At 60.0% G+C, this 23,437-nt stretch carries 22 protein-coding genes; 16 read left to right on the top strand and 6 right to left on the bottom strand.

From position 1 onward, the window contains the following. Both CLM71_RS12580 and acnA read left to right on the top strand, forming a co-directional pair. Positions 1–426 (top strand): hypothetical protein, encoded by a 426-nt coding sequence (locus tag CLM71_RS12580; RefSeq protein ID WP_105231311.1) that lies wholly within the window; start codon positions 1–3, stop codon positions 424–426. A gap of 293 nt (positions 427–719) precedes the next feature. Next, the gene (gene acnA, locus CLM71_RS12575) at positions 720–3,392 is read left to right on the top strand and encodes an aconitate hydratase AcnA (RefSeq protein ID WP_105231310.1); all 2,673 of its coding nucleotides are present in this window, start codon (positions 720–722) and stop codon (positions 3,390–3,392) included. 43 nt (positions 3,393–3,435) lie between these two features. Here the strand turns inward: acnA and ribA are convergent, their stop codons facing one another. Continuing rightward, the gene (ribA, locus tag CLM71_RS12570; protein ID WP_105231309.1) at positions 3,436–4,029 is read right to left on the bottom strand and encodes a GTP cyclohydrolase II; all 594 of its coding nucleotides are present in this window, start codon (positions 4,027–4,029) and stop codon (positions 3,436–3,438) included. Positions 4,030–4,324: 295 nt separating this feature from the next. Here ribA and pgpB point away from each other — a divergent pair, with 295 nt between their 5' ends. From pgpB to lapB, 3 genes are all read left to right on the top strand, one after another. Next, positions 4,325–5,089, top strand: a complete 765-nt coding sequence (pgpB, locus tag CLM71_RS12565) for a phosphatidylglycerophosphatase B (RefSeq protein ID WP_105231308.1) — start codon at positions 4,325–4,327, stop codon at positions 5,087–5,089. 291 nt (positions 5,090–5,380) lie between these two features. Then, the gene (locus tag CLM71_RS12560) at positions 5,381–5,683 is read left to right on the top strand and encodes a LapA family protein (protein WP_105231307.1); all 303 of its coding nucleotides are present in this window, start codon (positions 5,381–5,383) and stop codon (positions 5,681–5,683) included. Between the two features lie 6 nt (positions 5,684–5,689). Next, positions 5,690–6,862 carry a lipopolysaccharide assembly protein LapB gene (gene lapB / locus CLM71_RS12555; protein ID WP_105231306.1) on the top strand — a complete coding sequence of 391 codons (1,173 nt, stop codon included), beginning with the start codon at positions 5,690–5,692 and terminating at the stop codon, positions 6,860–6,862. Between the two features lie 41 nt (positions 6,863–6,903). Here lapB and CLM71_RS12550 read toward each other — a convergent pair whose 3' ends face one another. Next, entirely contained in the window at positions 6,904–7,185 is a 282-nt protein-coding gene (locus CLM71_RS12550; RefSeq protein ID WP_105231305.1) for an Arc family DNA-binding protein, read from the bottom strand. A gap of 275 nt (positions 7,186–7,460) precedes the next feature. Here CLM71_RS12550 and pyrF point away from each other — a divergent pair, with 275 nt between their 5' ends. Continuing rightward, entirely contained in the window at positions 7,461–8,189 is a 729-nt protein-coding gene (gene pyrF / locus CLM71_RS12545) for an orotidine-5'-phosphate decarboxylase (RefSeq protein WP_105231304.1), read from the top strand. A gap of 13 nt (positions 8,190–8,202) precedes the next feature. Then, on the top strand, positions 8,203–8,529 hold the full coding sequence (gene yciH, locus CLM71_RS12540) for a stress response translation initiation inhibitor YciH (RefSeq protein ID WP_054307362.1): 327 nt from the start codon (positions 8,203–8,205) through the stop codon (positions 8,527–8,529). Positions 8,530–8,714: 185 nt separating this feature from the next. On the opposite strand, the gene osmB is transcribed toward yciH, so the two are convergent. Beyond that, on the bottom strand, positions 8,715–8,933 hold the full coding sequence (gene osmB, locus CLM71_RS12535; protein ID WP_015672500.1) for an osmotically-inducible lipoprotein OsmB: 219 nt from the start codon (positions 8,931–8,933) through the stop codon (positions 8,715–8,717). 443 nt (positions 8,934–9,376) lie between these two features. Between osmB and araD the strand changes: the two genes are divergently transcribed. Further along, positions 9,377–10,072 carry an L-ribulose-5-phosphate 4-epimerase gene (gene araD / locus CLM71_RS12530; protein ID WP_105231303.1) on the top strand — a complete coding sequence of 232 codons (696 nt, stop codon included), beginning with the start codon at positions 9,377–9,379 and terminating at the stop codon, positions 10,070–10,072. A 10-nt stretch (positions 10,073–10,082) separates the two neighbouring features. Here the strand turns inward: araD and CLM71_RS12525 are convergent, their stop codons facing one another. Further along, positions 10,083–10,829 carry a DNA-binding transcriptional regulator YciT gene (locus CLM71_RS12525; protein WP_105231302.1) on the bottom strand — a complete coding sequence of 249 codons (747 nt, stop codon included), beginning with the start codon at positions 10,827–10,829 and terminating at the stop codon, positions 10,083–10,085. A gap of 173 nt (positions 10,830–11,002) precedes the next feature. On the opposite strand from CLM71_RS12525, the gene fsa reads away from it, so the two are divergent. Beyond that, positions 11,003–11,668, top strand: coding sequence for a fructose-6-phosphate aldolase (fsa, locus tag CLM71_RS12520; protein ID WP_105233372.1), 666 nt, complete (start codon positions 11,003–11,005; stop codon positions 11,666–11,668). A 229-nt stretch (positions 11,669–11,897) separates the two neighbouring features. After that, positions 11,898–12,881 carry a 2-keto-3-deoxygluconate transporter gene (gene kdgT, locus CLM71_RS12515; RefSeq protein ID WP_105231301.1) on the top strand — a complete coding sequence of 328 codons (984 nt, stop codon included), beginning with the start codon at positions 11,898–11,900 and terminating at the stop codon, positions 12,879–12,881. A 187-nt stretch (positions 12,882–13,068) separates the two neighbouring features. Here the strand turns inward: kdgT and araA are convergent, their stop codons facing one another. Then, positions 13,069–14,571, bottom strand: coding sequence for an L-arabinose isomerase (gene araA / locus CLM71_RS12510; RefSeq protein ID WP_105231300.1), 1,503 nt, complete (start codon positions 14,569–14,571; stop codon positions 13,069–13,071). Between the two features lie 24 nt (positions 14,572–14,595). Further along, positions 14,596–16,290, bottom strand: coding sequence for a ribulokinase (locus tag CLM71_RS12500; protein ID WP_105231299.1), 1,695 nt, complete (start codon positions 16,288–16,290; stop codon positions 14,596–14,598). Between the two features lie 367 nt (positions 16,291–16,657). On the opposite strand from CLM71_RS12500, the gene CLM71_RS12495 reads away from it, so the two are divergent. The 6 genes from CLM71_RS12495 (at position 16,658) to CLM71_RS12470 (ending at position 23,418) form a co-directional block, all read left to right on the top strand. Next, the gene (locus tag CLM71_RS12495; RefSeq protein WP_105231298.1) at positions 16,658–17,641 is read left to right on the top strand and encodes an arabinose ABC transporter substrate-binding protein; all 984 of its coding nucleotides are present in this window, start codon (positions 16,658–16,660) and stop codon (positions 17,639–17,641) included. 60 nt (positions 17,642–17,701) lie between these two features. Further along, a complete protein-coding gene (gene araG, locus CLM71_RS12490; RefSeq protein WP_105231297.1) occupies positions 17,702–19,237 on the top strand; it encodes an L-arabinose ABC transporter ATP-binding protein AraG in 1,536 nt (511 codons plus the stop codon). A gap of 17 nt (positions 19,238–19,254) precedes the next feature. Then, the gene (gene araH, locus CLM71_RS12485; RefSeq protein ID WP_105231296.1) at positions 19,255–20,238 is read left to right on the top strand and encodes an L-arabinose ABC transporter permease AraH; all 984 of its coding nucleotides are present in this window, start codon (positions 19,255–19,257) and stop codon (positions 20,236–20,238) included. Positions 20,239–20,306: 68 nt separating this feature from the next. After that, on the top strand, positions 20,307–21,236 hold the full coding sequence (gene araC, locus CLM71_RS12480) for an arabinose operon transcriptional regulator AraC (protein WP_105231295.1): 930 nt from the start codon (positions 20,307–20,309) through the stop codon (positions 21,234–21,236). A gap of 79 nt (positions 21,237–21,315) precedes the next feature. Then, positions 21,316–22,356, top strand: coding sequence for an oxidoreductase (locus CLM71_RS12475; RefSeq protein WP_105231294.1), 1,041 nt, complete (start codon positions 21,316–21,318; stop codon positions 22,354–22,356). Positions 22,357–22,422: 66 nt separating this feature from the next. After that, a complete protein-coding gene (locus CLM71_RS12470) occupies positions 22,423–23,418 on the top strand; it encodes a bile acid:sodium symporter family protein (RefSeq protein WP_105231293.1) in 996 nt (331 codons plus the stop codon). The last annotated feature ends 19 nt before the right edge of the window (positions 23,419–23,437 follow it).

Genomic DNA, 23,437 nt, shown 5'->3' with positions numbered 1-23,437 from the left:
GTGAGAACGTTGTTGAAGTGGGGCAGTTTGACGCTGATGGGCGTGCTTCTTCTTAGTGGTGTGTTTATCTATGTCGTTGCATCAGGCGTTAATGAGGTGACTGAATACACGGAAAACGACTTTTTTACCTATCGCATCCTGACGGATAAAGAGATCGCGCAAGCGCCGCGTATTTCAGCGGATTACGTTTTTGTCTCGCAACCCGGCGACGGGCATGCACCATCAAACGCTATTATTTTTCAACGTGCCTCTGACATTGAGCCGCTCAGGATTTATCTGCGGGGCTTGGGTTACGCTCTGGATAAGCGGCGACTTGGCGCTAATGAGGTTTGGTCGCAGCAGGAACGACATGGCGGCGCGGTTTTTTATCTCTCTTTTAATCGCGGCACTGGTGAAGCGGTATTGACCAAAGTGCAGAACGATTAATTCCTGCCGGATCCCGGCGTTACTTTTTGCCTGCCGATGCCTCGGTGTTTTCCTGTCTTTTGTCGCACGCGGCGTCCACAATCCTTGCCAATGATGTGGTTATTTATTACTCCTTTTTTGGTGGGTTTCATCCTAACCCTTTGACTTAGCTAACACTTGTCGGCGCGCCATCGCTTTTGCCTATCGCTGTGATCAAATCGTGTTGTTATCAAAACGTTACATCACGTTTGTGTTATCTTTAAACAAGACCTCAGTAATTACCCTGTTTTTGACATAATAAAAATGGAGGAGCTATGTCGTCCAATCTTAGTGAAACGAGTATGGATAAGCTGGTTGCACTGAATAGCGAATATCACTATTACAGCCTGCCACAGGCGGCCAAACAGCTCGGAGATATCGACCGGCTGCCGAAGTCCATGAAAGTGCTGTTGGAGAACCTGCTACGTCATATCGACGGCAATACGGTGCAGGTTGAGGATTTACAAGCGATCGTCGACTGGCAGCGCAGCGGACATGCCGACCGTGAAATTGCCTACCGCCCGGCGCGTGTGCTGATGCAGGATTTTACCGGCGTGCCGGCGGTGGTCGATCTGGCGGCGATGCGCGAAGCGGTGCAGCGGCTGGGCGGCAATGTCGACCAGGTCAACCCGCTGTCGCCGGTAGATCTGGTGATTGACCACTCGGTAACCGTCGATGAGTTCGGCGACCAGCAGGCATTTACCGATAACGTGCGTATCGAAATGCAGCGCAACCACGAACGTTACACCTTCCTGCGCTGGGGGCAGCAAGCCTTTAACCGCTTCCGTGTGGTGCCGCCGGGCACCGGGATCTGCCACCAGGTCAACCTTGAGTATCTGGGCCAGACCATCTGGCATGAGGAGCAGGACGGCAAACGCATCGCCTACCCGGATACGCTGGTGGGCACCGATTCCCACACCACCATGATTAACGGCCTGGGCATCCTCGGCTGGGGCGTCGGCGGTATCGAAGCGGAAGCGGCGATGCTGGGGCAGCCGGTATCGATGTTGATCCCGGATGTGGTGGGCTTTAAACTGACGGGTAAACTCAGTGAGGGCATCACCGCCACCGATTTGGTGTTAACCGTCACGCAGATGCTGCGTAAGCACGGCGTGGTCGGCAAGTTCGTGGAATTTTACGGCGACGGCCTTGCGCAATTACCGCTGGCGGACCGCGCCACCATCGCCAATATGGCGCCGGAATATGGCGCTACCTGTGGCTTCTTCCCGGTGGATGAGGTCACGCTCGGCTACCTGAAACTGAGCGGACGCAGCGACGAGCAGATCGCGCTGGTGGAAAGTTACGCCAAAGCGCAGGGCATGTGGCGTCATCCCGGCGATGAGCCGGTCTTCACCAGTTCGCTGGCGCTGGATATGTCGACGGTGGAAACCAGTCTGGCCGGGCCGAAGCGGCCGCAGGATCGGGTGGCGCTGTCGGCAGTGCCGCAGGCCTTCCAGGCCGCGACCGAGCTGGACATCGGCGGCCAGAAAAACCGGGCGGACTCCGTTCCTTTCACGCTGGACGGCGCAACACATCCGCTCAGCAACGGCGCGGTGGTGATTGCCGCCATCACGTCGTGCACCAATACCTCTAACCCCAGCGTGATGATGGCCGCCGGCCTGCTGGCGAAAAATGCGGTGGATAAAGGCCTGCAGGTGAAGCCATGGGTGAAAACCTCGCTGGCGCCGGGTTCCAAAGTCGTGACCGACTACTTCGCCAGCGCCGGGCTGATGCCTTATCTGGAGGCGCTGGGCTTTAATCTGGTGGGTTACGGCTGCACCACCTGTATTGGTAACTCCGGCCCGCTGCCGGAGCCGATCGAGCAGGCGATTAAAACCGGCGATCTGACCGTCGGTGCGGTGCTGTCCGGCAACCGTAACTTTGAAGGACGTATCCATCCGCTGGTAAAAACCAACTGGCTGGCGTCGCCGCCGCTGGTGGTCGCCTATGCGCTGGCCGGTAATATGCAGCTGGATCTGGCCAAGGATGCATTGGGAGAAGGGCGCGACGGTAAACCGGTGTATCTGAAAGACATTTGGCCAAGCAATACCGATATCGCCAAGGCGGTAGAGGAAGTCCGCACCGAGATGTTCCGTAAGGAATACAGCGAAGTGTTTAACGGCGACGAGGAGTGGCGGGCAATCGAGGTGGCTGCGTCGGCGACCTATAACTGGCAGGAGGACTCCACCTATATCCGCCATCCGCCGTTCTTCAGCACCATGCAGGAAAAACCCGAGCCGGTGCAGGATATCAACAACGCGCGTCTGCTGGCGATCCTGGCGGATTCTGTCACCACCGACCACATCTCCCCGGCGGGCAATATCAAGCACGACAGCCCGGCGGGACGTTACCTCAGCGAGCACGGGGTGGCGGACAGTGACTTCAATTCCTACGGCTCACGTCGCGGCAACCATGAGGTGATGATGCGCGGCACCTTCGCCAATATCCGCATCCGCAACGAGATGGTGCCGGGGGTGGAAGGCGGCTATACGCGCCATATCCCGTCACAGGAAGAGATGGCGATTTATGACGCCGCGATGCGTTATCAGCAAGAGCAGGTGCCGCTGGCGGTGGTCGCCGGTAAAGAGTACGGCTCCGGCTCCAGCCGCGACTGGGCTGCCAAAGGGCCGCGCCTGCTCGGGGTGCGCGTGGTGATCGCCGAGTCTTTCGAACGTATTCACCGCTCAAACCTGATCGGCATGGGGATTCTACCGCTGGAATTTCCGCAGGGCGTGACGCGCAAAACGCTGGCGCTGAGCGGGGATGAGAGCATCAGCGTCGGCGGCCTGCAGAGTCTGCAGCCGGGGCAGACGGTGCCGCTGCATATCACCTATGCCGACGGCCGTGAAGAGGTGGTGGATACCCGCTGCCGCATCGACACGCAAACCGAGCTGACCTACTACCAGAACGATGGCATCCTGCATTACGTCATCAGGAAAATGTTGTAATAAAAAAGGGCGCCTGCGGGCGCCCTGATTATTTTAGCGTGGGTTACTTCTGGTCCAACAGATGGCCCATTTTGGCCGCTTTGGTCGCCAGATAACGCTCATTTTTCGGGTTGCGGCCGACGATCAACGGCACCCGTTCGACGATGTTAATCCCGGCTTCACTCAGGATCTCCACCTTTTTCGGGTTATTGGTCAGCAGACGCACCGCATCCACGCCCAGCAGTTTAAACATGTCCGCACACAGGGTGAAGTCACGCTCATCCGCCGCGAAGCCCAGTTGATGATTGGCCTCCACCGTATCGGCGCCTTTGTCCTGCAGCGCATAGGCGCGGATTTTGTTCAGCAGGCCGATGTTGCGGCCTTCCTGGCGGTGATACAGCAGGATGCCGCGGCCTTCTTCGGCAATGTGCTCCAGCGCGGCTTCCAGTTGGAAACCGCAGTCGCAGCGCAGGCTGAACAGGGCGTCGCCGGTCAGACATTCCGAATGTACGCGCGCCAGCACCGGCGTATCGCCGCTGATATCGCCGAAAACCAACGCCAGATGATCGTGCCCGGTGGCGAGTTCTTCAAAACCCACCATCAGGAAATCGCCCCAAGGTGTCGGCAGTTTAGCCTCTGCCACCCGTTTAAGCTGCATGTTACTCTCCAACACTTTCGATTCAATCGCTGCAACGCATGGTACGTCCGACATGAACGCCTGACCAGCATTAAACGCGCCGCCGCGTATTCTAATGGCTTATTATCGACTATTCTGCCATAACTTCTTGCCCAGTGGTGCTCAGCAAACCAGCATCCGGCGCCGTGCGCCACCTATTGATGCAATAGGGGGCCGGGCTTTCCTCCGCCTGGCGGCCTGCGTCCGTGCCGTCTGCTATGTTCTTGAGATTACAAGGTTGTTACACTGAGCTCTGAACCATAACCGGGATGATAAAATGTTTGATATCGCAAAACGCACCGCCGGCGGAACCCTGTTGCTGTTGTTAATACCGCTGGCCGTTTGGCTGACCGGCTGGCAATGGCAGCCCGGCGGCGATAATGCGCTGCTGAAAGTGATGTTCTGGATGACGGAAACGGTCACCGCGCCGTGGGGCATACTGACCAGCGTGCTGTTGTCGGCCTGGTTTTTGTGGTGCCTGCGCTTTCGTCTTAAACCGGCGATCGGGCTGATGGTGCTGCTGCTGGCCTCGATCCTGGTGGGCCAGGGGATAAAATCGCTGATAAAAGAGCAGGTGCAGGCGCCGCGACCGTTCGTGATGTGGCTGGAGCAGCAGCACAATATCAGTGAGGAACACTTTTATTCGCTGAAGCGTAAGCAGCGCGCGGCGCTGGTGAAAGATCAGCTGCAGGGGCAGCCGCTGGTGCCGGAGTGGCTGCGCAAGCACTGGCAGTTTGAAACCGGCTTTGCTTTCCCTTCCGGCCATACCACGTTTGCCGCCACCTGGGCACTGCTGGGCGTTGGTCTGCTGTGGCCGCGCCGGCACTATAAAACCGTGGCGGTGCTGATGGTCTGGGCCGCCGGCGTGATGATCAGCCGTCTGCTGCTGGGGATGCACTGGCCGCGCGATCTGGCGGTGGCGACCTTAATCAGCGCATTACTGGTGGCGATCGTCTGCTGGCTGGCGCAGCGCTGGTTCGGGCCGTTGACGCCGCCGCCGGAAGAACAGCAGGAGATCGCGCATCGCGGCCACAGGCGTTAGGTCGTTGTTGTGACGATGTCACGTTGGCGACGAATGCCCGTCGCCAACGTATTAATCCCCCCGCCTTGTAATTGATCGCTTTCGCCCCCATTTCATTATTAATTCACTATTTTGAGATGCGTTCTCATCTGGGTGTCCGGTGACGTCGTTATTGCCGAATATACCAGCGTCTTTATGCATTTATCGCACGCCAGGGTTTCCCTGCTGCTGCGGGAAATGCTAACTTAATGTATTACGGACGCCACCCTTGGGCATAATTCATCCGATAAACTCGGCATCGCGGGAAAGAATGTGAAATATTTACTTATTTTTTTGCTGGTTCTGGTGATCTTCGTTATTTCCGTAACGCTTGGCGCGCAGAACGATCAGGTTGTGACGTTTAATTATCTGGTGGCGCAGGGCGATTACCGGGTATCCACACTTCTGGCGACGCTGTTCGGCATGGGGTTCGTACTTGGCTGGATTATCTGCGGCCTGTTTTATCTGCGTACGCGCCTTGCCCTGAGCCGCGCCGAGCGGAAAGTAAAAAGGCTGGAGTCGCAGCTGGAAACGCCAGCTGAACCGGTGACTCAGCCCGTTGTCAGCAAGGAATAACCTTCTATGTTAGAGCTGCTGTTTCTGTTGCTGCCCGTGGCTGCCGCCTATGGCTGGTACATGGGGCGCAGAAGTGCTCAGCAGGATAAACAGCAGGAAGCCAACCGTCTGTCGCGTGAATATGTGGCCGGGGTTAACTTTCTGCTTTCCAACCAGCAGGACAAAGCGGTCGATCTGTTCCTCGATATGCTGAAAGAGGACAGCAACACCGTGGAGGCCCACCTGACGTTGGGTAACCTGTTTCGTTCCCGCGGTGAAGTCGATCGCGCCATCCGTATTCACCAGGCGCTGATGGAAAGCTCGTCGCTCACCTTTGAGCAACGCCTGCTGGCAGTTCAGCAGCTGGGGCGCGACTACATGGCCGCCGGGCTGTATGACCGCGCTGAGGATATGTTCAGCCAGTTGACCGGTGAGCAGGACTTCCGGCTGGCCGCGCTGCAGCAACTGCTGGTGATTCACCAGGCGACCAGCGACTGGCAGAAGGCCATTGAAGTAGCCGAGCGTTTGGTCAAGCTGGGTAAAGACAAACAGCGCGGCGAAATCGCGCATTTCTACTGTGAGCTGGCGTTGCAGGCGATGGGCAGCGACGATCTCGATAAGGCGATGTCGCTGCTGAAACGTGCCGCCGCCGCGGACAAGCAGTGCGCCCGTGTATCGATCATGGTCGGCCGCATCTGTATGGCGCAGGGCGAGTATGCCAAGGCGGTGGAGTCGCTCAAGCGCGTGCTGGATCAGGATAAGGATCTGGTGAGTGAAACCTTGCCGATGCTGCAGGAGTGCTATCAGCACCTGCCGCAGCAGGAAGCCGCCTGGGCCGAGTTCCTCAAGCGCTGCGTGGAGGAGAACTGTGGCGCGACGGCAGAGCTGATGCTGGCCGAAGTGATCGAGCAGCATGAAGGGCGCGACGTGGTGCAGGTGTATATCAACCGTCAGCTGCAGCGTCACCCGACCATGCTGGTGTTCTACCGCCTGATGGACTACCACCTGGCTGACGCGGAGGACGGCCGTGCGAAGGAGAGCCTGCTGCTGCTGCGCGATATGGTCGGAGAACAGATCCGCACCAAGCCGCGCTATCGCTGCCATAAGTGTGGCTTTACCGCCCATTCGCTCTATTGGCACTGTCCGTCATGCCGCTCCTGGGCTTCGGTGAAGCCGATCCGCGGTCTGGATGGCCAATAAAAAACGGGGCGAATCTTTCGCCCCGTTTTTTTAAGCGTGACCTATTTCTTCTTGCCGCTTTTGACGTTTATCTTCAGCAACTGCCGCAGTTTTCTCAACTCTTTCTGGCTCAATGGGGCTTCAACCACTTCTGTGGTTTCCTGGCTGTCAATCTCCGCCTGTCGCTGCGCCTTTTTCTGACCGGCGGCCGGCGTGGCGAAACTGTCCGCCAGGCGCTGGCAAACTTCCGCGCTCAGCGAGCATTCGCCGGCCAGCGCTGCGGCTCTGACTTTCTCTTTCAGCTCAAGAGGGATTTTTATCGTTAGGGTAGATATCTCGCTCATGTCACAGCCTTGTATGAGATAGGGAGACTTCACGCTAATCCAGCCAGGCTACACCGTCTAGTGAGTCACAAAAATTTAATATTGGGCCTGTCAGCGGAGGCTGGCTCCGCAGGTAAAAGAAGTGCGGGGCAGAATGCCCAGACATCGTGCAGTTAACGTCTTGCGGCTGGGATTTCCGGCGGCCGGCATGTAGAATGCGGCGTGCCGTTTTTGCGGGTTCGCCCTGCGGAGTACTCCGGGGAAGGCCGATGTCCATTTTACAAAGGGTAAAAGCAATGAGTTCTGAAAGTAACGTTAATAACAATGGCTTAAAATCATCTCCGATCGTTGTTGCGCTGGATTATGCCGATAAGAACGCCGCGTTAGCCTTTGTCGATCGCATCGACCCGCAGGATTGCCGCTTAAAAGTGGGCAAAGAGATGTTTACCCTGTTCGGCCCGCAGCTGGTGCGCGATCTGCACCAGCGCGGCTTTGACGTATTCCTCGATTTAAAATTCCACGATATTCCCAACACCACGGCGCATGCGGTGGCGGCGGCGGCCGAGCTGGGCGTGTGGATGGTTAACGTCCACGCCAGCGGCGGCGCGCGCATGATGAGCGCGGCAAAAGAGGCGCTGCAACCATATGGCGCCGATGCGCCATTGCTGATTGCCGTCACGGTGCTGACCAGCATGGAGGCGGAAGACCTGCGCGCGATCGGCATCGACATCAGCCCGGCGGAGCAGGCGGAACGTCTGGCGCGCCTGACGCGCGACTGTGGCCTGGACGGCGTGGTGTGTTCCGCACAGGAAGCGCAGCGGCTGAAAGCCGCCTGCGGCAGCCAGTTCCAACTGGTGACGCCGGGGATCCGCCCGCAGGGCAGCGCGACCGGCGATCAGCGCCGCGTAATGACGCCGGTCGAGGCGCAGGCTGCCGGCGTCGACTATATGGTGATCGGTCGTCCGATTACCCAATCCGCCGATCCGGCCGCTACGCTGGCCGCTATCCGCGCATCATTGCGATAATTCGGAGGCCAGGATGAAAGACAGCAATAGCCGGCTGGTTTACTCCACCGACGGCGGGCGGGTGAAAGAAGAAGAGGCCAAACCGCAGCGTCCGCGCGGCGACGGTATCGTACGCATTCAGCGGCAAACCAGCGGCCGTAAAGGCAAGGGCGTTTGCCTGATAAGCGGTCTCGATCTGGATGACGGCGCACTGGACAAACTGGCGGCGGAGCTGAAGAAGAAGTGCGGCTGCGGCGGTTCGGTGAAAGACGGCGTCATCGAAATTCAGGGCGACAAGCGCGATCTGCTCAAACAGCTGCTGGAAGCAAAAGGCATGAAGGTCAAGCTGGCGGGCGGTTAAGCGGATTTATTGCCATGCCGCGGTGGTGCATTGCGGCATGGCTTATCGTGTGTTTGGGTGGTGAACCCGGTGACTGCAGGAAAAAGCCACAGACAAAACAGAGCGACCTGAAATTATTTTTTTCGTTATCTACAAACTTGCCGCTTTTGCCGGTTTACCGACAGCGGTCTGCGCCATCCGCCGGGTTATTTACCAACCTGATGACCGATGATCCCACCGACTGCCGCGCCGCCAAGCGTACCTAACGCGCTGCCGTCGGTCAGTACTGCGCCGCCGACTGCGCCGGCGCCGGCGCCGATAGCGGTATTACGATCGCGCTTGGACATGTTGGAGCAGGCGCTCAGCGAAAATGCCAGCGTAATCGCCAGAGCGGCGGTAGCAAAACGTTTGTTAATGATCATCATAATGACTTCTCCTTAGCATGGGCTATATGGAAGTGCCTTAAGTAAGTATATACCCTGTCACTTTCCTGCTGCTTTTTTGTTGACGCCGGCGTTGAGTGCCGCCGCCAGCGTATGCTGCAGAAAGGGGCCGGGCACAGGCGTAAACCATACATCAAGCCTGCTATTCACACCCATACAGTAGCAAATAAACCGCCGGCGCCATGCCGGCAGATAAAAACGCGGCAGGTTGTGCCGCAGTAATTCAGTATAAATAGTTACATTTCCATTTGCAGGTAAATATTCTGAAACTTTTGGCGTGTTCTATCGCCAGAATCCGAAGTATGCCCGATCGCACGCTTTGCCCGCGGCAGCAGAAAGCTGCCTGTCTTTAGCCAATTTGCCCATACCCGTTGCCGCCGGCGCCTTTGACAATAGCGGCAAAGCCGGTGAATTGAGGAAAAACGATGCTTAACGCGCTAAAACAACAGGTTCTGGCGGCGAATTTGGCGCTGCCGCGCCACCGACTGGTCACCTTTACCTGGGGCAACGTCAGCGGCGTGGATCGCCAGGCGGGGCTGATGGTGATCAAACCGTCCGGCGTCGAATATGAGGCGCTGTCGCTGGAAGATATGGTGGTAGTGGAGCTGGAGAGCGGCAAGGTGGTGGAAGGCAACAAAAAGCCGTCATCCGATACCGAAACGCACCGCGCGCTGTACCTGAATTTTGACGACGTCGGCGGCGTGGTGCACACCCATTCCCGCCATGCCACCATCTGGGCGCAGGCCGGTCTGGATCTTCCCGCCTGGGGCACCACCCATGCCGATTATTTTTACGGCGACATTCCCTGCACCCGCAAAATGCACGATGCCGAGATCGAAGGCCGCTATGAGTGGGAAACCGGTCAGGTGATTGTGGAAACCTTCCGCCAGCGTCAGCTGGACGCCGCCGCGGTGCCGGCGGTGCTGGTGCATTCACACGGTCCTTTTGTCTGGGGCGCGGACGCCGCTAATGCGCTGCATAACGCCGTGGTGCTGGAGGAGATCGCCTATATGGGGATCTTTTCACGCCAGCTGTCGCCCGATCTGCCACAGATGCAGCCGACCCTGCTGGATAAGCACTACCTGCGTAAACACGGCAAGCATGCCTACTACGGCCAGTAAGCGCAGGGCGTTATTCGCCCACCATATCGAGCTGCACGCCCTGATGCTGCAGTAATTGCTGATAGGCCGGCGCCAGCCGCGTGTCGGTGATCACCCGGCTGATTTGCTGCGGCGTCGCCAGCGGGTTGGGCTGTATCTGGCCGAATTTGGAGGCGTCGGTCAGCACGATATTCTCCACGCCTTTCGCCAGTACGGCGTTGACCACGTCGGCGCGCATCATATCGCGGCCGGTAAAGCCGGTATCGGCGTGATAACCGTCGATACCGATAAACGCCTTGCTGAAATGCACCTGCTGAATGCACAGGCGCGTCAGCGGGCCGACCACGGTTTCGCTCTGCTTCTGATACATCCCGCCGAGGACAATCACCTCACAGTCGCTCTCTTTCAGCAGATGGGCGATGTAATGGCTGACGGTGATCAGCGTGATATGCCGGCGTTCCGCCAGGTAGCGGGCCAGCAGGGCGTTGGCGCTGCCGCTCTCGATGAAGATGGTTTCGCCGTCGTTGACCAGCGACGCGGCATAGCGCGCCAGCTGCTGTTTAAGCACGAAGTTGGACATCATGCGGGCATCGACGTCATCGCTTTCCAGCGCCACGGCGGCGCCGTGGATGCGCTTTAGATAGCTGCGCTTTTCCAGCAGATTCAGATCCTGCCGGATGGTCACTTCCGAAACGCCAGACGCGCGCGCCAGTTCGCCGACGCTGATGCGCCGCCGCTCGTTGACCCATTGCAAAATGTTCTGTTGTCTTGCGTTCATAGGCTCCTGATGGGCGGAGTGCGCCTGTTTTCAAAGAGATAGATGGGGGGATAATAGCATGCTGCGTCGGCAGGGTAATGCGCTAAAGCCCCTCGCATCGTCAGCGGCGCGCTTTTGGTTTAGCATAGGGCAAACGGCGTTTGAATCAGCAGATAACTATGCAGGAGTCCGAAATGGAGATTTACCTCGATAGTGCGGATGTCACGGCGGTAAAGCGTCTGGCGCGGGTGTTGCCGTTACAGGGGGTGACCACCAACCCGAGCATTGTCGCTAAAGAAGGCAAGCCGCTTTGGGAGGTGTTGCCGGCGCTGCGTGATGCATTGGGCGGCACCGGCAAACTGTTTGCACAGGTGATGGCGAACGATGCGGAGCGGATGGTGGCGGACGCGGTGCTGCTGAATCAGCGCGTACCGGGGCTGATTGTGAAGATCCCGGCGACGGGCGAAGGGTTGGCGGCGATGAAAAAGCTGCAGTCGATGTCGATTCCGACGCTGGGCACGGCGGTGTACGGCGCCACGCAGGGGCTGCTGGCGGCGCTGTCCGGCGCCGAGTATGTCGCGCCGTACGTAAACCGCGTCGATGCGCAGGGCGGCGATGCGCTTGAAATGGTGCGGGAGCTGCAGCAACTGCTGACGCTGCATGCGCCGCACGCCAAAGTATTGGCCGCCAGCTTTAAAACGCCGCGTCAGGTGCTGGCGTGCATGCTGGCGGGCTGCCGCGCGGTAACGCTGCCGATCGAGGTGGCCGAGCAGCTGATCGCCACGCCGGCGGTGGACGCCGCGCTGGCGACGTTTGAGCAGGACTGGCAGGCGGCGTTTGGCAGTACGGTATTGAGCTGAGCAGACCTCCATGTCACTAGGCGGCAGCTGCCGCCTTTTTTGTGCGCTGTGCTTTATTTTGGAATGGTGGCCCTATAAAAATAAAACATCGTTTTAATTTTATGCATGCGATCACTTTTATTCCTGTCGTGAACCGTTAGTGTGGATAACCCAATCGTTTCGCAGCGGCCCGGGAAGGCGGCAGTCGACGATGCGTTGCTATAACCAGTTCATCCAGACGGAGTGAGTGATGCAGATAAAACGTGCGATAGACAAGATCCCGGGCGGCATGATGTTGGTGCCGTTGTTCATCGGTGCGGCTTGCCACACCTTTGCCCCGGGGGCAGGCAAATATTTCGGTTCGTTTACCAACGGGTTGATGTCCGGCACGGTGCCGATCCTGGCGGTATGGTTCTTCTGTATGGGGGCGGCGATCAAACTGAGCGCCACCGGCACCGTATTGCGCAAATCCGGTACGCTGGTGGTGACCAAGATCGCCGTCGCCTGGGTGGTGGCGGCGGTGGCCTCGCGCCTGCTGCCGGAACATGGGGTGGAAGTCGGCTTCTTTGCCGGGCTGTCGACGCTGGCGCTGGTGGCGGCGATGGATATGACCAACGGCGGCCTGTACGCGTCGATTATGCAGCAGTACGGCACGAAAGAAGAGGCCGGGGCGTTTGTGCTGATGTCGTTGGAATCCGGGCCGCTGATGACGATGATTATTCTCGGTACCGCCGGTATCGCCTCGTTTGAACCCCATGTGTTTATCGGCGCGGTGCTGCCGTTCCTGGTGGGATTTGTGCTGGGCAATCTTGACCCGGAACTGCGCGAGTTGTTTGGCAAAGCGGTGCAGACGCTGATTCCGTTTTTTGCCTTCGCGCTCGGCAACACCATCGATCTGAGCGTTATCGCCCAGACCGGCCTGCTGGGGATCCTGCTGGGCGTCGCGGTGATTATCGTCACCGGCATTCCGCTGATCGTCGCCGATAAACTGATTGGCGGCGGCGACGGCACCGCCGGCGTGGCGGCTTCCAGTTCGGCCGGCGCTGCCGTGGCGACGCCGGTGCTGATTGCCGAAATGGTGCCGCAGTTTAAGCCGGTGGCGCCAGCGGCGACCGCGCTGGTGGCCACCTCGGTGATTGTGACGTCGATTCTGGTGCCGATCGTGACCGCTGTCTGGTCGCGGCGAGTAAAGGCGAAAGCGGCGATGCGTGAACAAATCGCGATGGTGAAGTAAGCGTTATTGATGCCGGTGTGCAAGGTCAGGTGCGCCGGCGATTCGGTAGGGATGCGGCTCAGGGACGGGCCGATATCGACCCGCATCGCAGGTATACGTATATCCTCTATAACGGTTTACGCTACGGGGGGAGCAGGAAATGCCGGTCAGTGAACCTGACCGGCATCCGGACCGTGTGGTGAAAAAATCACCGGCGGTTCAGTTGGTAATACACTTCATTCCAGCGCAGTTCATTCTTGAATACCGGCAGCGTCGTCTCATTATCAATCAGCAGAAACTCAATGTTGTGCATCTCTGCATATAAACGCAGGTAGTCGGCGTTCAGCGCCTGTGAGAACACCGTATGGTGAGCGCCGCCGCCGAGGATCCAGGCTTCGGCGGCGGTGGCGAGCGACGGCTGCGCCCGCCAGATGGCGCGCGCCACCGGCAGCTTCGGCAGCGGGTGCGGCTGCTCTATGGTATCGACCTGATTCACCAGCAGACGGAAGCGGTCGCCCATGTCGATCAGGCTGGCGTTGACCGCCGGCCCGGCCGGGGTGGAGAAGATCAGCCGCGCCGGATCGTCTTTACCACCGATGCCGAGCGGCTGCACGTCCAGCAGCGGTTTCTGCTCGGCAATCGACGGGCAGACCTCCAGCATATGAGAACCGATCACCAAATCATTGCCTGGCTGGAAGTGATAGGTATAGTCCTCCATAAAGGAGGTGCCGCCTTGCAGTCCGTCGGCCATCACTTTCAGAATGCGCAGCAGCGCGGCGGTTTTCCAGTCGCCTTCGCCGCCGAAGCCGTAGCCCTGCTGCATCAGGCGCTGCACCGCCAGCCCCGGCAACTGCCGCATGCCGTGCAGATCTTCAAAGTTGGTGGTGAAGGCGTGGTAACCGCCCTGTTGCAGGAAACGCTGCATCCCCAGTTCGATACGCGCGGCGTCCAGCAGATTCTGCCGCTTGGCGCCGTGCAGGGTGACCGCCTCGCTCAGCGTGTAGCTGGCTTCATAGTCGTCGATCAGCGCGTCCACCTCGCCGTTGCCGACCTCGTTAATCACGCTGACCAGGTCGCCGATGCCGTACGCGTTGACCTCATAGCCGAACTGAATCTGCGCGCCGACCTTATCCCCTTCGGTCACGGCCACCTGACGCATATTGTCGCCAAAGCGCGCTACCTTCAGCTGCTGGCTCTCCTGACGCGCGGCGGCGACGCGCATCCACTGCGCAATGCGCTGATGAGACTGCTTATCCTGCCAGTGGCCGGTGATCACACTGTGCTGCTGGCGCATGCGTGCGCCGATAAAGCCGAACTCGCGGCCGCCGTGCGCGGTCTGGTTCAGGTTCATAAAGTCCATATCCATACTGTCCCACGGCACCTCGGCGTTGAACTGGGTATGGAACTGCAGCAGCGGCTTGCTGAGGATTGACAGACCGGCGATCCACATCTTGGCCGGCGAGAAGGTGTGCAGCCAGGTGATAATACCGATGCAGGCCTGCTGATAGTTGGCGTCGCGGCAGACGGCGCTGATTTCATCCGGCGTGGTGAGCAGGGGTTTTAACACCAGTTTCACCGGCAGGCCGGCGTCCTGATTAAGGCTGTTAACCACCTGTTCGGCGTGTTGTTTCACCTGCTGCAGGGTTTTCGGGCCATACAGGTGCTGGCTGCCGATGACAAACCAGACTTCGCGTTGTGTAAATACGTCCATCAGAAACTCCAGGTCGGTTGGCGGTTATTGGGCATGGTCAGGGCATGATGCCGGCGCGGCATAGCGCGGTTCGGCGGCCTGACACCACTGTTGATAGCGTTGATAAAGCTGCTGGTAGCGCGCAACGCGCTGTGGGTCGGGCTGTAGGGTGCGCTCCAGGCCGCAGGCCATATGGCGCTGTGCCGTCGGGATATCGGCATGCCGTCCGGCGGCGACGGCGGCGAAAATCGCCGCCCCCAGCGCGCAGCACTGATCGGAGGCGACAATCTGCAGCGGGCGGTTCATCACATCGGCGCAGGCTTGCATGATGGTCGGCGATTTACGGGCGATACCGCCCAGCGCCAGCACGTTTTCCACCGGAATATCCTGCTGCTCAAAGCACTCCATAATGGCGCGTGCGCCAAAGGCGGTGGCGGCGATCAGGCCGCCGAACAGCGTCGGCGCGTCGGTACCGAGATTAAGATCGCCGATCACTCCCTGCAGGCGCTGGTTGGCATACGGCGTGCGGCGGCCGTTGAACCAGTCCAGCACCACTGGCAGATGTTCCAAAGAAGGATTGGCGGCCCAGGCGTCGGTCAGCGTCGTCAGCAGCCGCTGTTCAATCTGCGCCAGCTGCGGCTGCAGCTCCGGCCGGCTGCGGGCGGCTTCGCGCAGCGGCCAGCTCAGCAGGCGGCCGAACCAGGCGTACATGTCGCCGAATGCCGATTGGCCCGCCTCCATGCCGATCAGCCCAGGCACCACGCTGCCGTCGACCTGGCCGCAGATGCCGGCGATCGCCCGGTCGCCGACGCGCTGAGGCTCGGCCAGCAAAATATCGCAGGTCGAGGTGCCAATCACTTTGACCAGCGTATGGGGACGGGCGCCGGCGCCCACCGCGCCCATATGGCAGTCGAACGCGCCGCCGGACAACACCACCTGCGGCGACAGGCCGAGCCGCTGCGCCCACTCGGCGCTCAGCGTGCCGACCGGCTGTTCGGCGGTCCGGGTTTCTTCAAACAGCGGATAGGGCAGACAGTCAACCAGCAGCGGATCCAGCGCGGCGAAGAACGCCCGCGGCGGCAGGCCGCCCCAGTCCGGGTGCCACAGCGTTTTGTGGCCGACGCTGCAGCGTCCGCGGATAAGGTGCTGCGGCGCCGTAGTGCCGGACAACAGCGCCGGCACCCAGTCGCACAGCTCTACCCAGGAGGCCGCCGCCCGGCGCACCGCCGCATCCTGGCGTGAGACGTGCAGGATCTTGGCCCAGAACCATTCCGATGAGTAAACGCCGCCGATATAGCGGGTGTAATCCGCAAACTCGCCGCTGCGGCACAGGCGGTTGATCGCCTCCGCCTCATCGATCGCCGTATGATCTTTCCACAGGACAAACATGGCGTTCGGGTTATCGGCGAACTCCGGCCGCAGCGCCAGCACCTGGCCATGTTCGTCGATTGGCGCCGGCGTAGAGCCGGTGGAATCGACGCCGATGCCGATCACGCTTTGACGCTGCGGCGGCGTCATACGCTGCACCAGCGCGACAATCGCCTGTTCCATGGCGTCGATATAGTCGCGCGGGTGATGGCGGAACTGATTCTGCGCCGCGTCGCAGTAGTCGCCGCGCTGCCAGCGCGGGTAATAGGCCACTTCGGTATCCAGCTCCTCGCCGCTGCGGCAATCTACCGCCAATACGCGCACCGAGTCGCTGCCGAAGTCCAGTCCCAGGGCGATTGCGTCTGCCGTCATGATAGTGACTCCTGATTAAAAAGGACGGCTATCACCATAAAAGCGCGCCGGGTGGGCCGGTGAGGATACGTTGGCTGGATGTATGCACATTTCTGCTTCCCGCAGCGATTTTGTGATGGCTATCAAAAGTTGGCGACAGACTGAATCGGCTAAATATATGGACTTGTCTGCTGTTATCTCTGGATGTGATAGCGCTCTACATTTCATTAACAAATAACCGCTAAAACTTATCCGGTCTGCATGCCGACGCCGGGCAGGTCGCGCCAATAAGCGCCTTACCGATGAGGCAACCGAAAATACCCTAATGAGAACGTTTTCACTGCGCGAGATTTTCAGCGCCGGGGAGAACCACACAGCGGAGAGCACTATGCATAAATTCACTAAGGCGCTGGCGGCGATAGGACTGGCGGCGGTTATGTCACAATCAGCTATTGCCGAAACCATGAAACTGGGCTTTCTGGTGAAACAGCCGGAAGAGCCGTGGTTCCAGACCGAATGGAAATTTGCCGATAAAGCCGGTAAGGACCTCGGCTTTGAAGTGATAAAAATCGCGGTGCCGGACGGCGAAAAAACCCTGAACGCCATCGACAGTCTGGCGGCCAGCGGCGCCAAAGGGTTTGTAATTTGTACGCCGGATCCGAAACTGGGTTCGGCGATCGTCGCCAAAGCGCGCAGCTATGACCTGAAAGTCATTGCCGTTGACGATCAGTTCGTCACTGCCAAAGGCAAACCGATGGACAGCGTACCGCTGGTGATGATGGCGGCCAGCAAAATCGGCGAGCGGCAGGGGCAGGAGCTGTGGAAGGAGATGAACAAGCGCGGCTGGAACGCGGCAGAAACCGGCGTGATGGCGATTACCGCCAACGAGCTGGATACCGCGCGCCGCCGCACCACCGGCTCAATGGACGCTCTGAAGGCCGCCGGCTTCCCGGAAAAACAGATCTATCAGGTGCCGACCAAATCCAACGATATCCCCGGCGCCTTTGACGCCGCCAACTCCATGCTGGTACAGCATCCGAAGGTGAAACACTGGCTGATTATCGGCATGAACGACAACACCGTGCTGGGCGGCGTGCGCGCCACCGAGGGCCAGGGCTTCAAGGCGGCGGACGTGATCGGCATCGGCATCAACGGCGTTGACGCCGTCAGCGAACTCTCCAAGGGGCAGGCCACCGGCTTCTACGGCTCGCTGCTGCCAAGCCCGGATATCCACGGCTATAAGAGTATCCAGATGCTGCATGACTGGGTTGCGAAAGACGTTGAACCGCAGAAGTTTACCGAAGTGACCGACGTGGTGCTGATCACCCGCGACAACTTTAAAACCGAACTGCAGAAAAAAGGCCTGATGTAATGCCTGAGCCGCCCGGTTTACGCCGGGCGGCGTGTTTTCGCAAGCCATGAGGAAAGCATTATGACCGCCAGCACGCCTTATCTGGCCTTCCGCGGCATCGGCAAAACCTTCCCCGGCGTCAAGGCGCTGGACGATATCAGTTTTAGCTGTCAGGCCGGGCAAATTCACGCGCTGATGGGTGAGAACGGCGCCGGCAAATCCACGCTGCTGAAGATCCTCAGCGGCAACTACGCCCCCAGCCAGGGGGAGATCTTACTGCAGGGACAGCCGGTGCGTTTTAACGCCACCACCGAGGCGCTGGACGCCGGCGTGGCGATTATCTATCAGGAGCTGCATCTGGTGCCGGAAATGACGGTGGCCGAGAATATCTACCTGGGGCAGTTGCCCAGCAGGCGCGGCCTGGTGGATCGTAAACTGCTGCGCTATGAGGCGCGGCTGCAGCTGGAGCATCTCGGGCTGGATATTGACCCGGATACGCCGCTGAAATACCTCTCCATCGGCCAGTGGCAGATGGTGGAGATCGCCAAGGCGCTGGCGCGCAACGCCAAGATCATCGCCTTTGATGAGCCGACCAGCTCACTGTCGGCGCGCGAGATTGAACACCTGTTCCGGGTGATCCGCGAACTGCGCGCCGAAGGGCGGGTCATTCTGTACGTGTCCCACCGTATGGAGGAAATCTTCGCCCTCAGCGATGCCATCACGGTATTCAAAGACGGGCGCTACGTGCGTACCTTTGACGATATGAGTCAGGTAGATCACGAGCGGCTGGTGCAGGCGATGGTCGGCCGCGATCTGGGGGATATTTACGGCTATCAGCCGCGTGAACACGGCCCGGTGCGGCTGCAGCTGGATAATCTGCAGGCGGCCGGAGTGAAAACGCCGATCAGCCTCAGCGTGCGCGCCGGCGAGATCGTCGGCCTGTTCGGGCTGGTGGGCGCCGGGCGCAGCGAACTGATGAAAGGCATTTTCGGCGCCACGCGCGTCGGCGGCGGCCGGTTGACGCTGGACGGCGCGCCGCTGACCATCCGCTCGCCGATCGACGCCATCCGCGCCGGCATCATGCTGTGCCCGGAAGACCGCAAAGCCGACGGCATCATCCCGGTGCACTCGGTGCGCGACAATATCAATATCAGCGCGCGGCGCAAAAGCCTGCGGGCGGGCTGCCTGATCGACAACGCCTGGGAAAACCGCAACGCGGAGCAGCATATCCGTTCGCTCAATATCAAAACCCCCAGCGCCGAACAGCTGATTATGAACCTCTCCGGCGGCAACCAGCAGAAGGCGATCCTTGGCCGCTGGCTGTCGGAGGAGATGAAAGTGATGATGCTCGACGAGCCGACGCGCGGCATTGACGTTGGCGCCAAGCATGAAATCTATAACGTGATTTACCAGCTGGCGCAGCAGGGCATCGCGGTGCTGTTTGCCTCCAGCGATCTGCCCGAAGTGCTGGGGCTGGCGGACCGCATCGTGGTGATGCGCGAAGGCGCGATTTCCGGCGAACTGGCGCACGATGAGGCCAGCGAGGAACAGGCGCTCAGCCTGGCGATGCTGCGCACCCCCGATATTACCCCTGATGCCGCGGCGGCGGTGGCCTGACCGTGGAGGAGAAAAAGATGTCGACCCTAACGACCAATTCGGTAAAAAACCGTGGCAGCCTGGGGCTGTCGCGCATCTGGGACAGCTACGGCATGCTGGTGGTCTTCGCGGTGCTGTTCCTGGCCTGCGTACTGCTGGTGCCTAACTTCGGCTCATTTATCAATATGAAAGGGCTGGGGCTGGCGATCTCCATGTCCGGCATGGTGGCCTGCGGCATGCTGTTCTGCCTGGCCTCCGGCGATTTTGACCTGTCGGTGGCGTCGGTGATCGCCTGCGCCGGGGTGACCACGGCGGTGGTGATCAATATGAGCGAAAGCCTGTGGATCGGCGTCGGCGCCGGGCTGCTGCTGGGCGTAGCCTCCGGCCTGATTAACGGCTTTGTGATTGCGCGGCTGAAAATCAACGCGCTGATCACCACGCTGGCGACCATGCAAATCTTCCGCGGCCTGGCGTATATCATTTCCGACGGCAAGGCGGTGGGGATTGAGGATGAACGCTTCTTCGCCCTCGGCTACGCCAACTGGCTGGGGGTGCCGGCGCCAATCTGGATCACCATCGGCTGCCTGATCCTGTTCGGTTTCCTGCTGAATAAAACCACTTTCGGCCGCAACACGCTGGCGATCGGCGGCAATGAAGAGGCGGCGCGCCTGGCCGGGGTGCCGGTGGTGCGCACCAAAATCATCATCTTCGTGCTGTCCGGGCTGGTGTCCGCCGCGGCGGGCATTATTCTGGCGTCGCGCATGACCAGCGGCCAGCCGATGACCTCGATCGGCTATGAGCTGATTGTGATCTCCGCCTGCGTGCTGGGCGGCGTTTCGCTGAAGGGCGGCATCGGCAAGATTTCGTACGTGATTGCCGGGATACTGATTCTCGGCACGGTGGAAAACGCCATGAACCTGCTGAATATCTCACCGTTCTCGCAGTACGTGGTACGCGGAGCGATCCTGCTGGCGGCGGTGATTTTCGACCGCTACAAACAGCAGAGCAAACGTACCGTTTAAGGCACGCTATCGCGTTGTCGGCGCAGGGCCGGCAGCGCGGCAGGATAACCGAGTATTATGGAGGCCAGATGTACCATCGTATGGCGCAGGAATCCCAGTCAGACCCGCTGATGCCGGGCTACAGTTTTAACGCCTACCTGGTGGCCGGCCTGACGCCGATTATGGCGGAAGGGCCGTTGGATTTCTTTATCGACCGGCCGGGCGGCATGAAGGGCTACATCCTCAATCTGACCATCAAGGGTCAGGGCAAGGTGTTTGACGGCGAGGAGACGCTGTACTGCAACCCCGGCGATCTGCTGCTGTTTCCGCCGAAGGCGGCGCACTATTACGGCCGCTCGCCGGAGAGCGACTGCTGGCACCACCGCTGGGTCTATTTCCGCCCGCGGGCCTACTGGGCCGACTGGCTGGAATGGCACAGCAAGAATCATCAGGTCGGACGGCTGACGCTGCCCAACGGCCAGCTGCTGCAGGAGTTCGACCGCCTGTTCGCCAATATCGAGCAGACGCAGCGTTCCGGCAGGCGGCTGGCGGAAGAGATGAGCATGAACCTGCTGGAGCGTCTGCTGCTGCGCGCGATGGAAGAAGACCCGCTCAGCCCGCAGAAAATTATGGACCCGCGGGTGATTGAAGCCTGTCAGTTTATTACCGGCAATCTGGCGGGGGAGCTGCGTATTGAGGAGGTGGCGCGCCACGTCTGCCTGTCGCCGTCGCGGCTGGCGCACCTGTTCCGCGAGCAGGTGGGCATCAATATTCTGCGCTGGCGCGAAGACCAGCGGGTGATCCGCGCCAAACTGCTGCTGCAGACCACTCAGGAGTCGATCGCCGCCATTGGCCGTGTGGTGGGCTATGACGACCAGCTTTACTTCTCGCGGGTGTTTCGCAAGCGCGTCGGGGTCAGCCCCAGCGACTTTCGTCGCCGCAGCGTGGAGATTAATTATCCGGCGCAACGAGGCCGCGAACGGGCCTGGAACAACCCGGGCGTTGCGGCTGCAGATTAACATTTAATTTACTTCTTGTTCCGTCCGGCATCATGGTGTCAAATCACAGGGTGATAACTGGCCTTGCAGAGGAAACACCATGGCTGAAACTCTTCGCGTTGGGCTGGTGGGCTACGGCTACGCCAGCAAGACCTTTCATGCGCCGCTGATTGCCGGCACGCCGGGCCTGGAACTGGCGGCGGTGGTCAGCAGCGACGCCGGCAAGGTGCACGCCGACTGGCCGGCGCTGCCGGTAGTCAGCGAACCTCAGGCGCTGTTCAACGACCCCTCACTGGATCTGATCGTCATTCCCACCCCGAACGATACCCACTATCCGCTGGCGCAGCAGGCGCTGGCGGCGGGCAAGCACGTGGTGGTGGATAAACCGTTTACCGTGACGTTGTCACAGGCGCGTGCGCTGCAGCAGCAGGCGCAGCAGCGTGGCCTGCTGCTGTCGGTATTCCATAACCGCCGCTGGGACAGCGATTTTCTGACCTTGAAAACGCTGCTGCAGGAAGGTTCGCTGGGGGACGTGGTCTACTTTGAATCGCACTTTGACCGCTTCCGGCCGCAGGTGCGCCAGCGCTGGCGCGAACAGGGCGGCGCGGGCAGCGGCATCTGGTACGATCTGGGGCCGCACCTGATCGATCAGGCGCTGCAGCTATTCGGCAAACCGCAGACGCTGTTTGTCGATCTGGGCCAGCTGCGGCCCGGCTCGCAGTCGGTGGACTATTTCCACGCGCTGCTGCAGTACGGCAAACGGCGCGTGGTGCTGCATGCTTCCATGCTGGCGGCGGCGGAAGGCCCGCGTTATATCGTGCACGGCACCCAGGGCAGCTATATCAAATATGGCCTGGACCCGCAGGAAGACCGGCTGAAGGCCGGCGAACGGCTGCCGCAGGCCGACTGGGGCTATGATATGCGCGACGGTGTGGTGACGCTGTCACGTGATGATGTGCTGGCGGAACAGCCGCTGCTGACGCTGCCCGGCAACTATCCGGCCTACTACGCCGCCATCCGCGACGCGATTAACGGCGACGGCGCCAATCCGGTGCCTGCCGCCGAAGCGATCGCCGTGATGGAAATGATCGAACTGGGGATTGAGTCGGACAAACAGCAGGCCGCTTTGCCGGTCAGCTAACCCGTACGTCTTTTTTATGACGGGCTCAGCCGCTGAGCCCGTTTTTTTGGCAAGGAATTCTGATTGATGTCTTGGTTACAACGTCTGCGTATCGATAAATTTTTACTGGTTTTGATTCTGGTCGTCGTGGTGGCTTCGCTGTTCCCGTGTGAAGGGGTATGGCAGGTGTTTTTTGAGCGGCTGACCACCGCGGCGATCGCGCTGCTGTTCTTTATGCACGGCGCCAAGCTGTCGCGACAGGCGATTATCGCCGGCATGAGCCACTGGAAACTGCATCTGGTGGTCTTTCTCAGCACTTTTGCGCTGTTCCCGCTGCTGGGACTGGCGATGAACCTGCTGGTGCCGAGCTTTATGACGCCGACGGTGTATCTCGGCTTCCTGTATCTGTGCGCGCTGCCGGCGACGGTGCAGTCGGCAATCGCCTTTACCTCCGCCGCCGGCGGCAACGTAGCGGCGGCGATCTGCAGCGCTTCGGCCTCCAGCATCCTCGGCGTATTTCTGTCGCCGCTGCTGGTCGGCGCGCTGATGCATACGCAGGGCGGCAATACCGACGTGCTGCACGCCATCGGTGCGATTATCCTGCAGCTGATGGTGCCGTTTGTGATTGGCCACCTGGCGCGCCCGCTGATTGGCAAATGGGTCGACCGGCACCGCAAGCTGATTAACCTGACCGACCGCTCCTCGATTCTGCTGGTGGTGTACACCGCCTTCAGCGCCGCGGTGGTTGAGGGCATCTGGCATAAAATCGACGGCATGTCGCTGCTGGTGATTCTGGTTATGTCGCTGGTGCTGCTGACGGTGGTGCTGATCATCAATACCTACGCCGCACGCCTGCTGGGCTTTAATACCGCCGATGAGATCACCATTGTGTTCTGCGGTTCGAAAAAGAGCCTGGCGAACGGTATTCCGATGGCGAACGTGCTGTTCCCGGCCGCGGCGGTGGGGGCGATGGTGCTGCCGCTGATGATTTTCCACCAGATCCAACTGATGATCTGCGCGGTGCTGGCGCAGCGCTATGCGCGTAAAACGGCGCGTGAGCAGCAGGCTGCAGCGGCGGAATAAGTCCGGTGGCCGGCAGGGG

The sequence above is a fragment of the Serratia sp. MYb239 genome (assembly GCF_002966855.1).
Lineage (GTDB): Bacteria > Pseudomonadota > Gammaproteobacteria > Enterobacterales > Enterobacteriaceae > Serratia_B > Serratia_B rhizosphaerae.
This window is presented reverse-complemented; position numbering and strand designations above follow the sequence as displayed.

Coding starts and splice junctions, on each gene's coding strand:
- acnA (WP_105231310.1), top strand. CDS start 720: ATGTCGTCCAATCTTAGTGAAACGAGTATGGATAAGCTGGTTGCACTG.
- ribA (WP_105231309.1), bottom strand. CDS start 4,029: ATGCAGCTTAAACGGGTGGCAGAGGCTAAACTGCCGACACCTTGGGGC.
- pgpB (WP_105231308.1), top strand. CDS start 4,325: ATGTTTGATATCGCAAAACGCACCGCCGGCGGAACCCTGTTGCTGTTG.
- lapB (WP_105231306.1), top strand. CDS start 5,690: ATGTTAGAGCTGCTGTTTCTGTTGCTGCCCGTGGCTGCCGCCTATGGC.
- CLM71_RS12550 (WP_105231305.1), bottom strand. CDS start 7,185: ATGAGCGAGATATCTACCCTAACGATAAAAATCCCTCTTGAGCTGAAA.
- pyrF (WP_105231304.1), top strand. CDS start 7,461: ATGAGTTCTGAAAGTAACGTTAATAACAATGGCTTAAAATCATCTCCG.
- yciH (WP_054307362.1), top strand. CDS start 8,203: ATGAAAGACAGCAATAGCCGGCTGGTTTACTCCACCGACGGCGGGCGG.
- osmB (WP_015672500.1), bottom strand. CDS start 8,933: ATGATGATCATTAACAAACGTTTTGCTACCGCCGCTCTGGCGATTACG.
- araD (WP_105231303.1), top strand. CDS start 9,377: ATGCTTAACGCGCTAAAACAACAGGTTCTGGCGGCGAATTTGGCGCTG.
- CLM71_RS12525 (WP_105231302.1), bottom strand. CDS start 10,829: ATGAACGCAAGACAACAGAACATTTTGCAATGGGTCAACGAGCGGCGG.
- fsa (WP_105233372.1), top strand. CDS start 11,003: ATGGAGATTTACCTCGATAGTGCGGATGTCACGGCGGTAAAGCGTCTG.
- kdgT (WP_105231301.1), top strand. CDS start 11,898: ATGCAGATAAAACGTGCGATAGACAAGATCCCGGGCGGCATGATGTTG.
- araA (WP_105231300.1), bottom strand. CDS start 14,571: ATGGACGTATTTACACAACGCGAAGTCTGGTTTGTCATCGGCAGCCAG.
- CLM71_RS12500 (WP_105231299.1), bottom strand. CDS start 16,290: ATGACGGCAGACGCAATCGCCCTGGGACTGGACTTCGGCAGCGACTCG.
- CLM71_RS12495 (WP_105231298.1), top strand. CDS start 16,658: ATGCATAAATTCACTAAGGCGCTGGCGGCGATAGGACTGGCGGCGGTT.
- araG (WP_105231297.1), top strand. CDS start 17,702: ATGACCGCCAGCACGCCTTATCTGGCCTTCCGCGGCATCGGCAAAACC.
- araH (WP_105231296.1), top strand. CDS start 19,255: ATGTCGACCCTAACGACCAATTCGGTAAAAAACCGTGGCAGCCTGGGG.
- araC (WP_105231295.1), top strand. CDS start 20,307: ATGTACCATCGTATGGCGCAGGAATCCCAGTCAGACCCGCTGATGCCG.
- CLM71_RS12475 (WP_105231294.1), top strand. CDS start 21,316: ATGGCTGAAACTCTTCGCGTTGGGCTGGTGGGCTACGGCTACGCCAGC.
- CLM71_RS12470 (WP_105231293.1), top strand. CDS start 22,423: ATGTCTTGGTTACAACGTCTGCGTATCGATAAATTTTTACTGGTTTTG.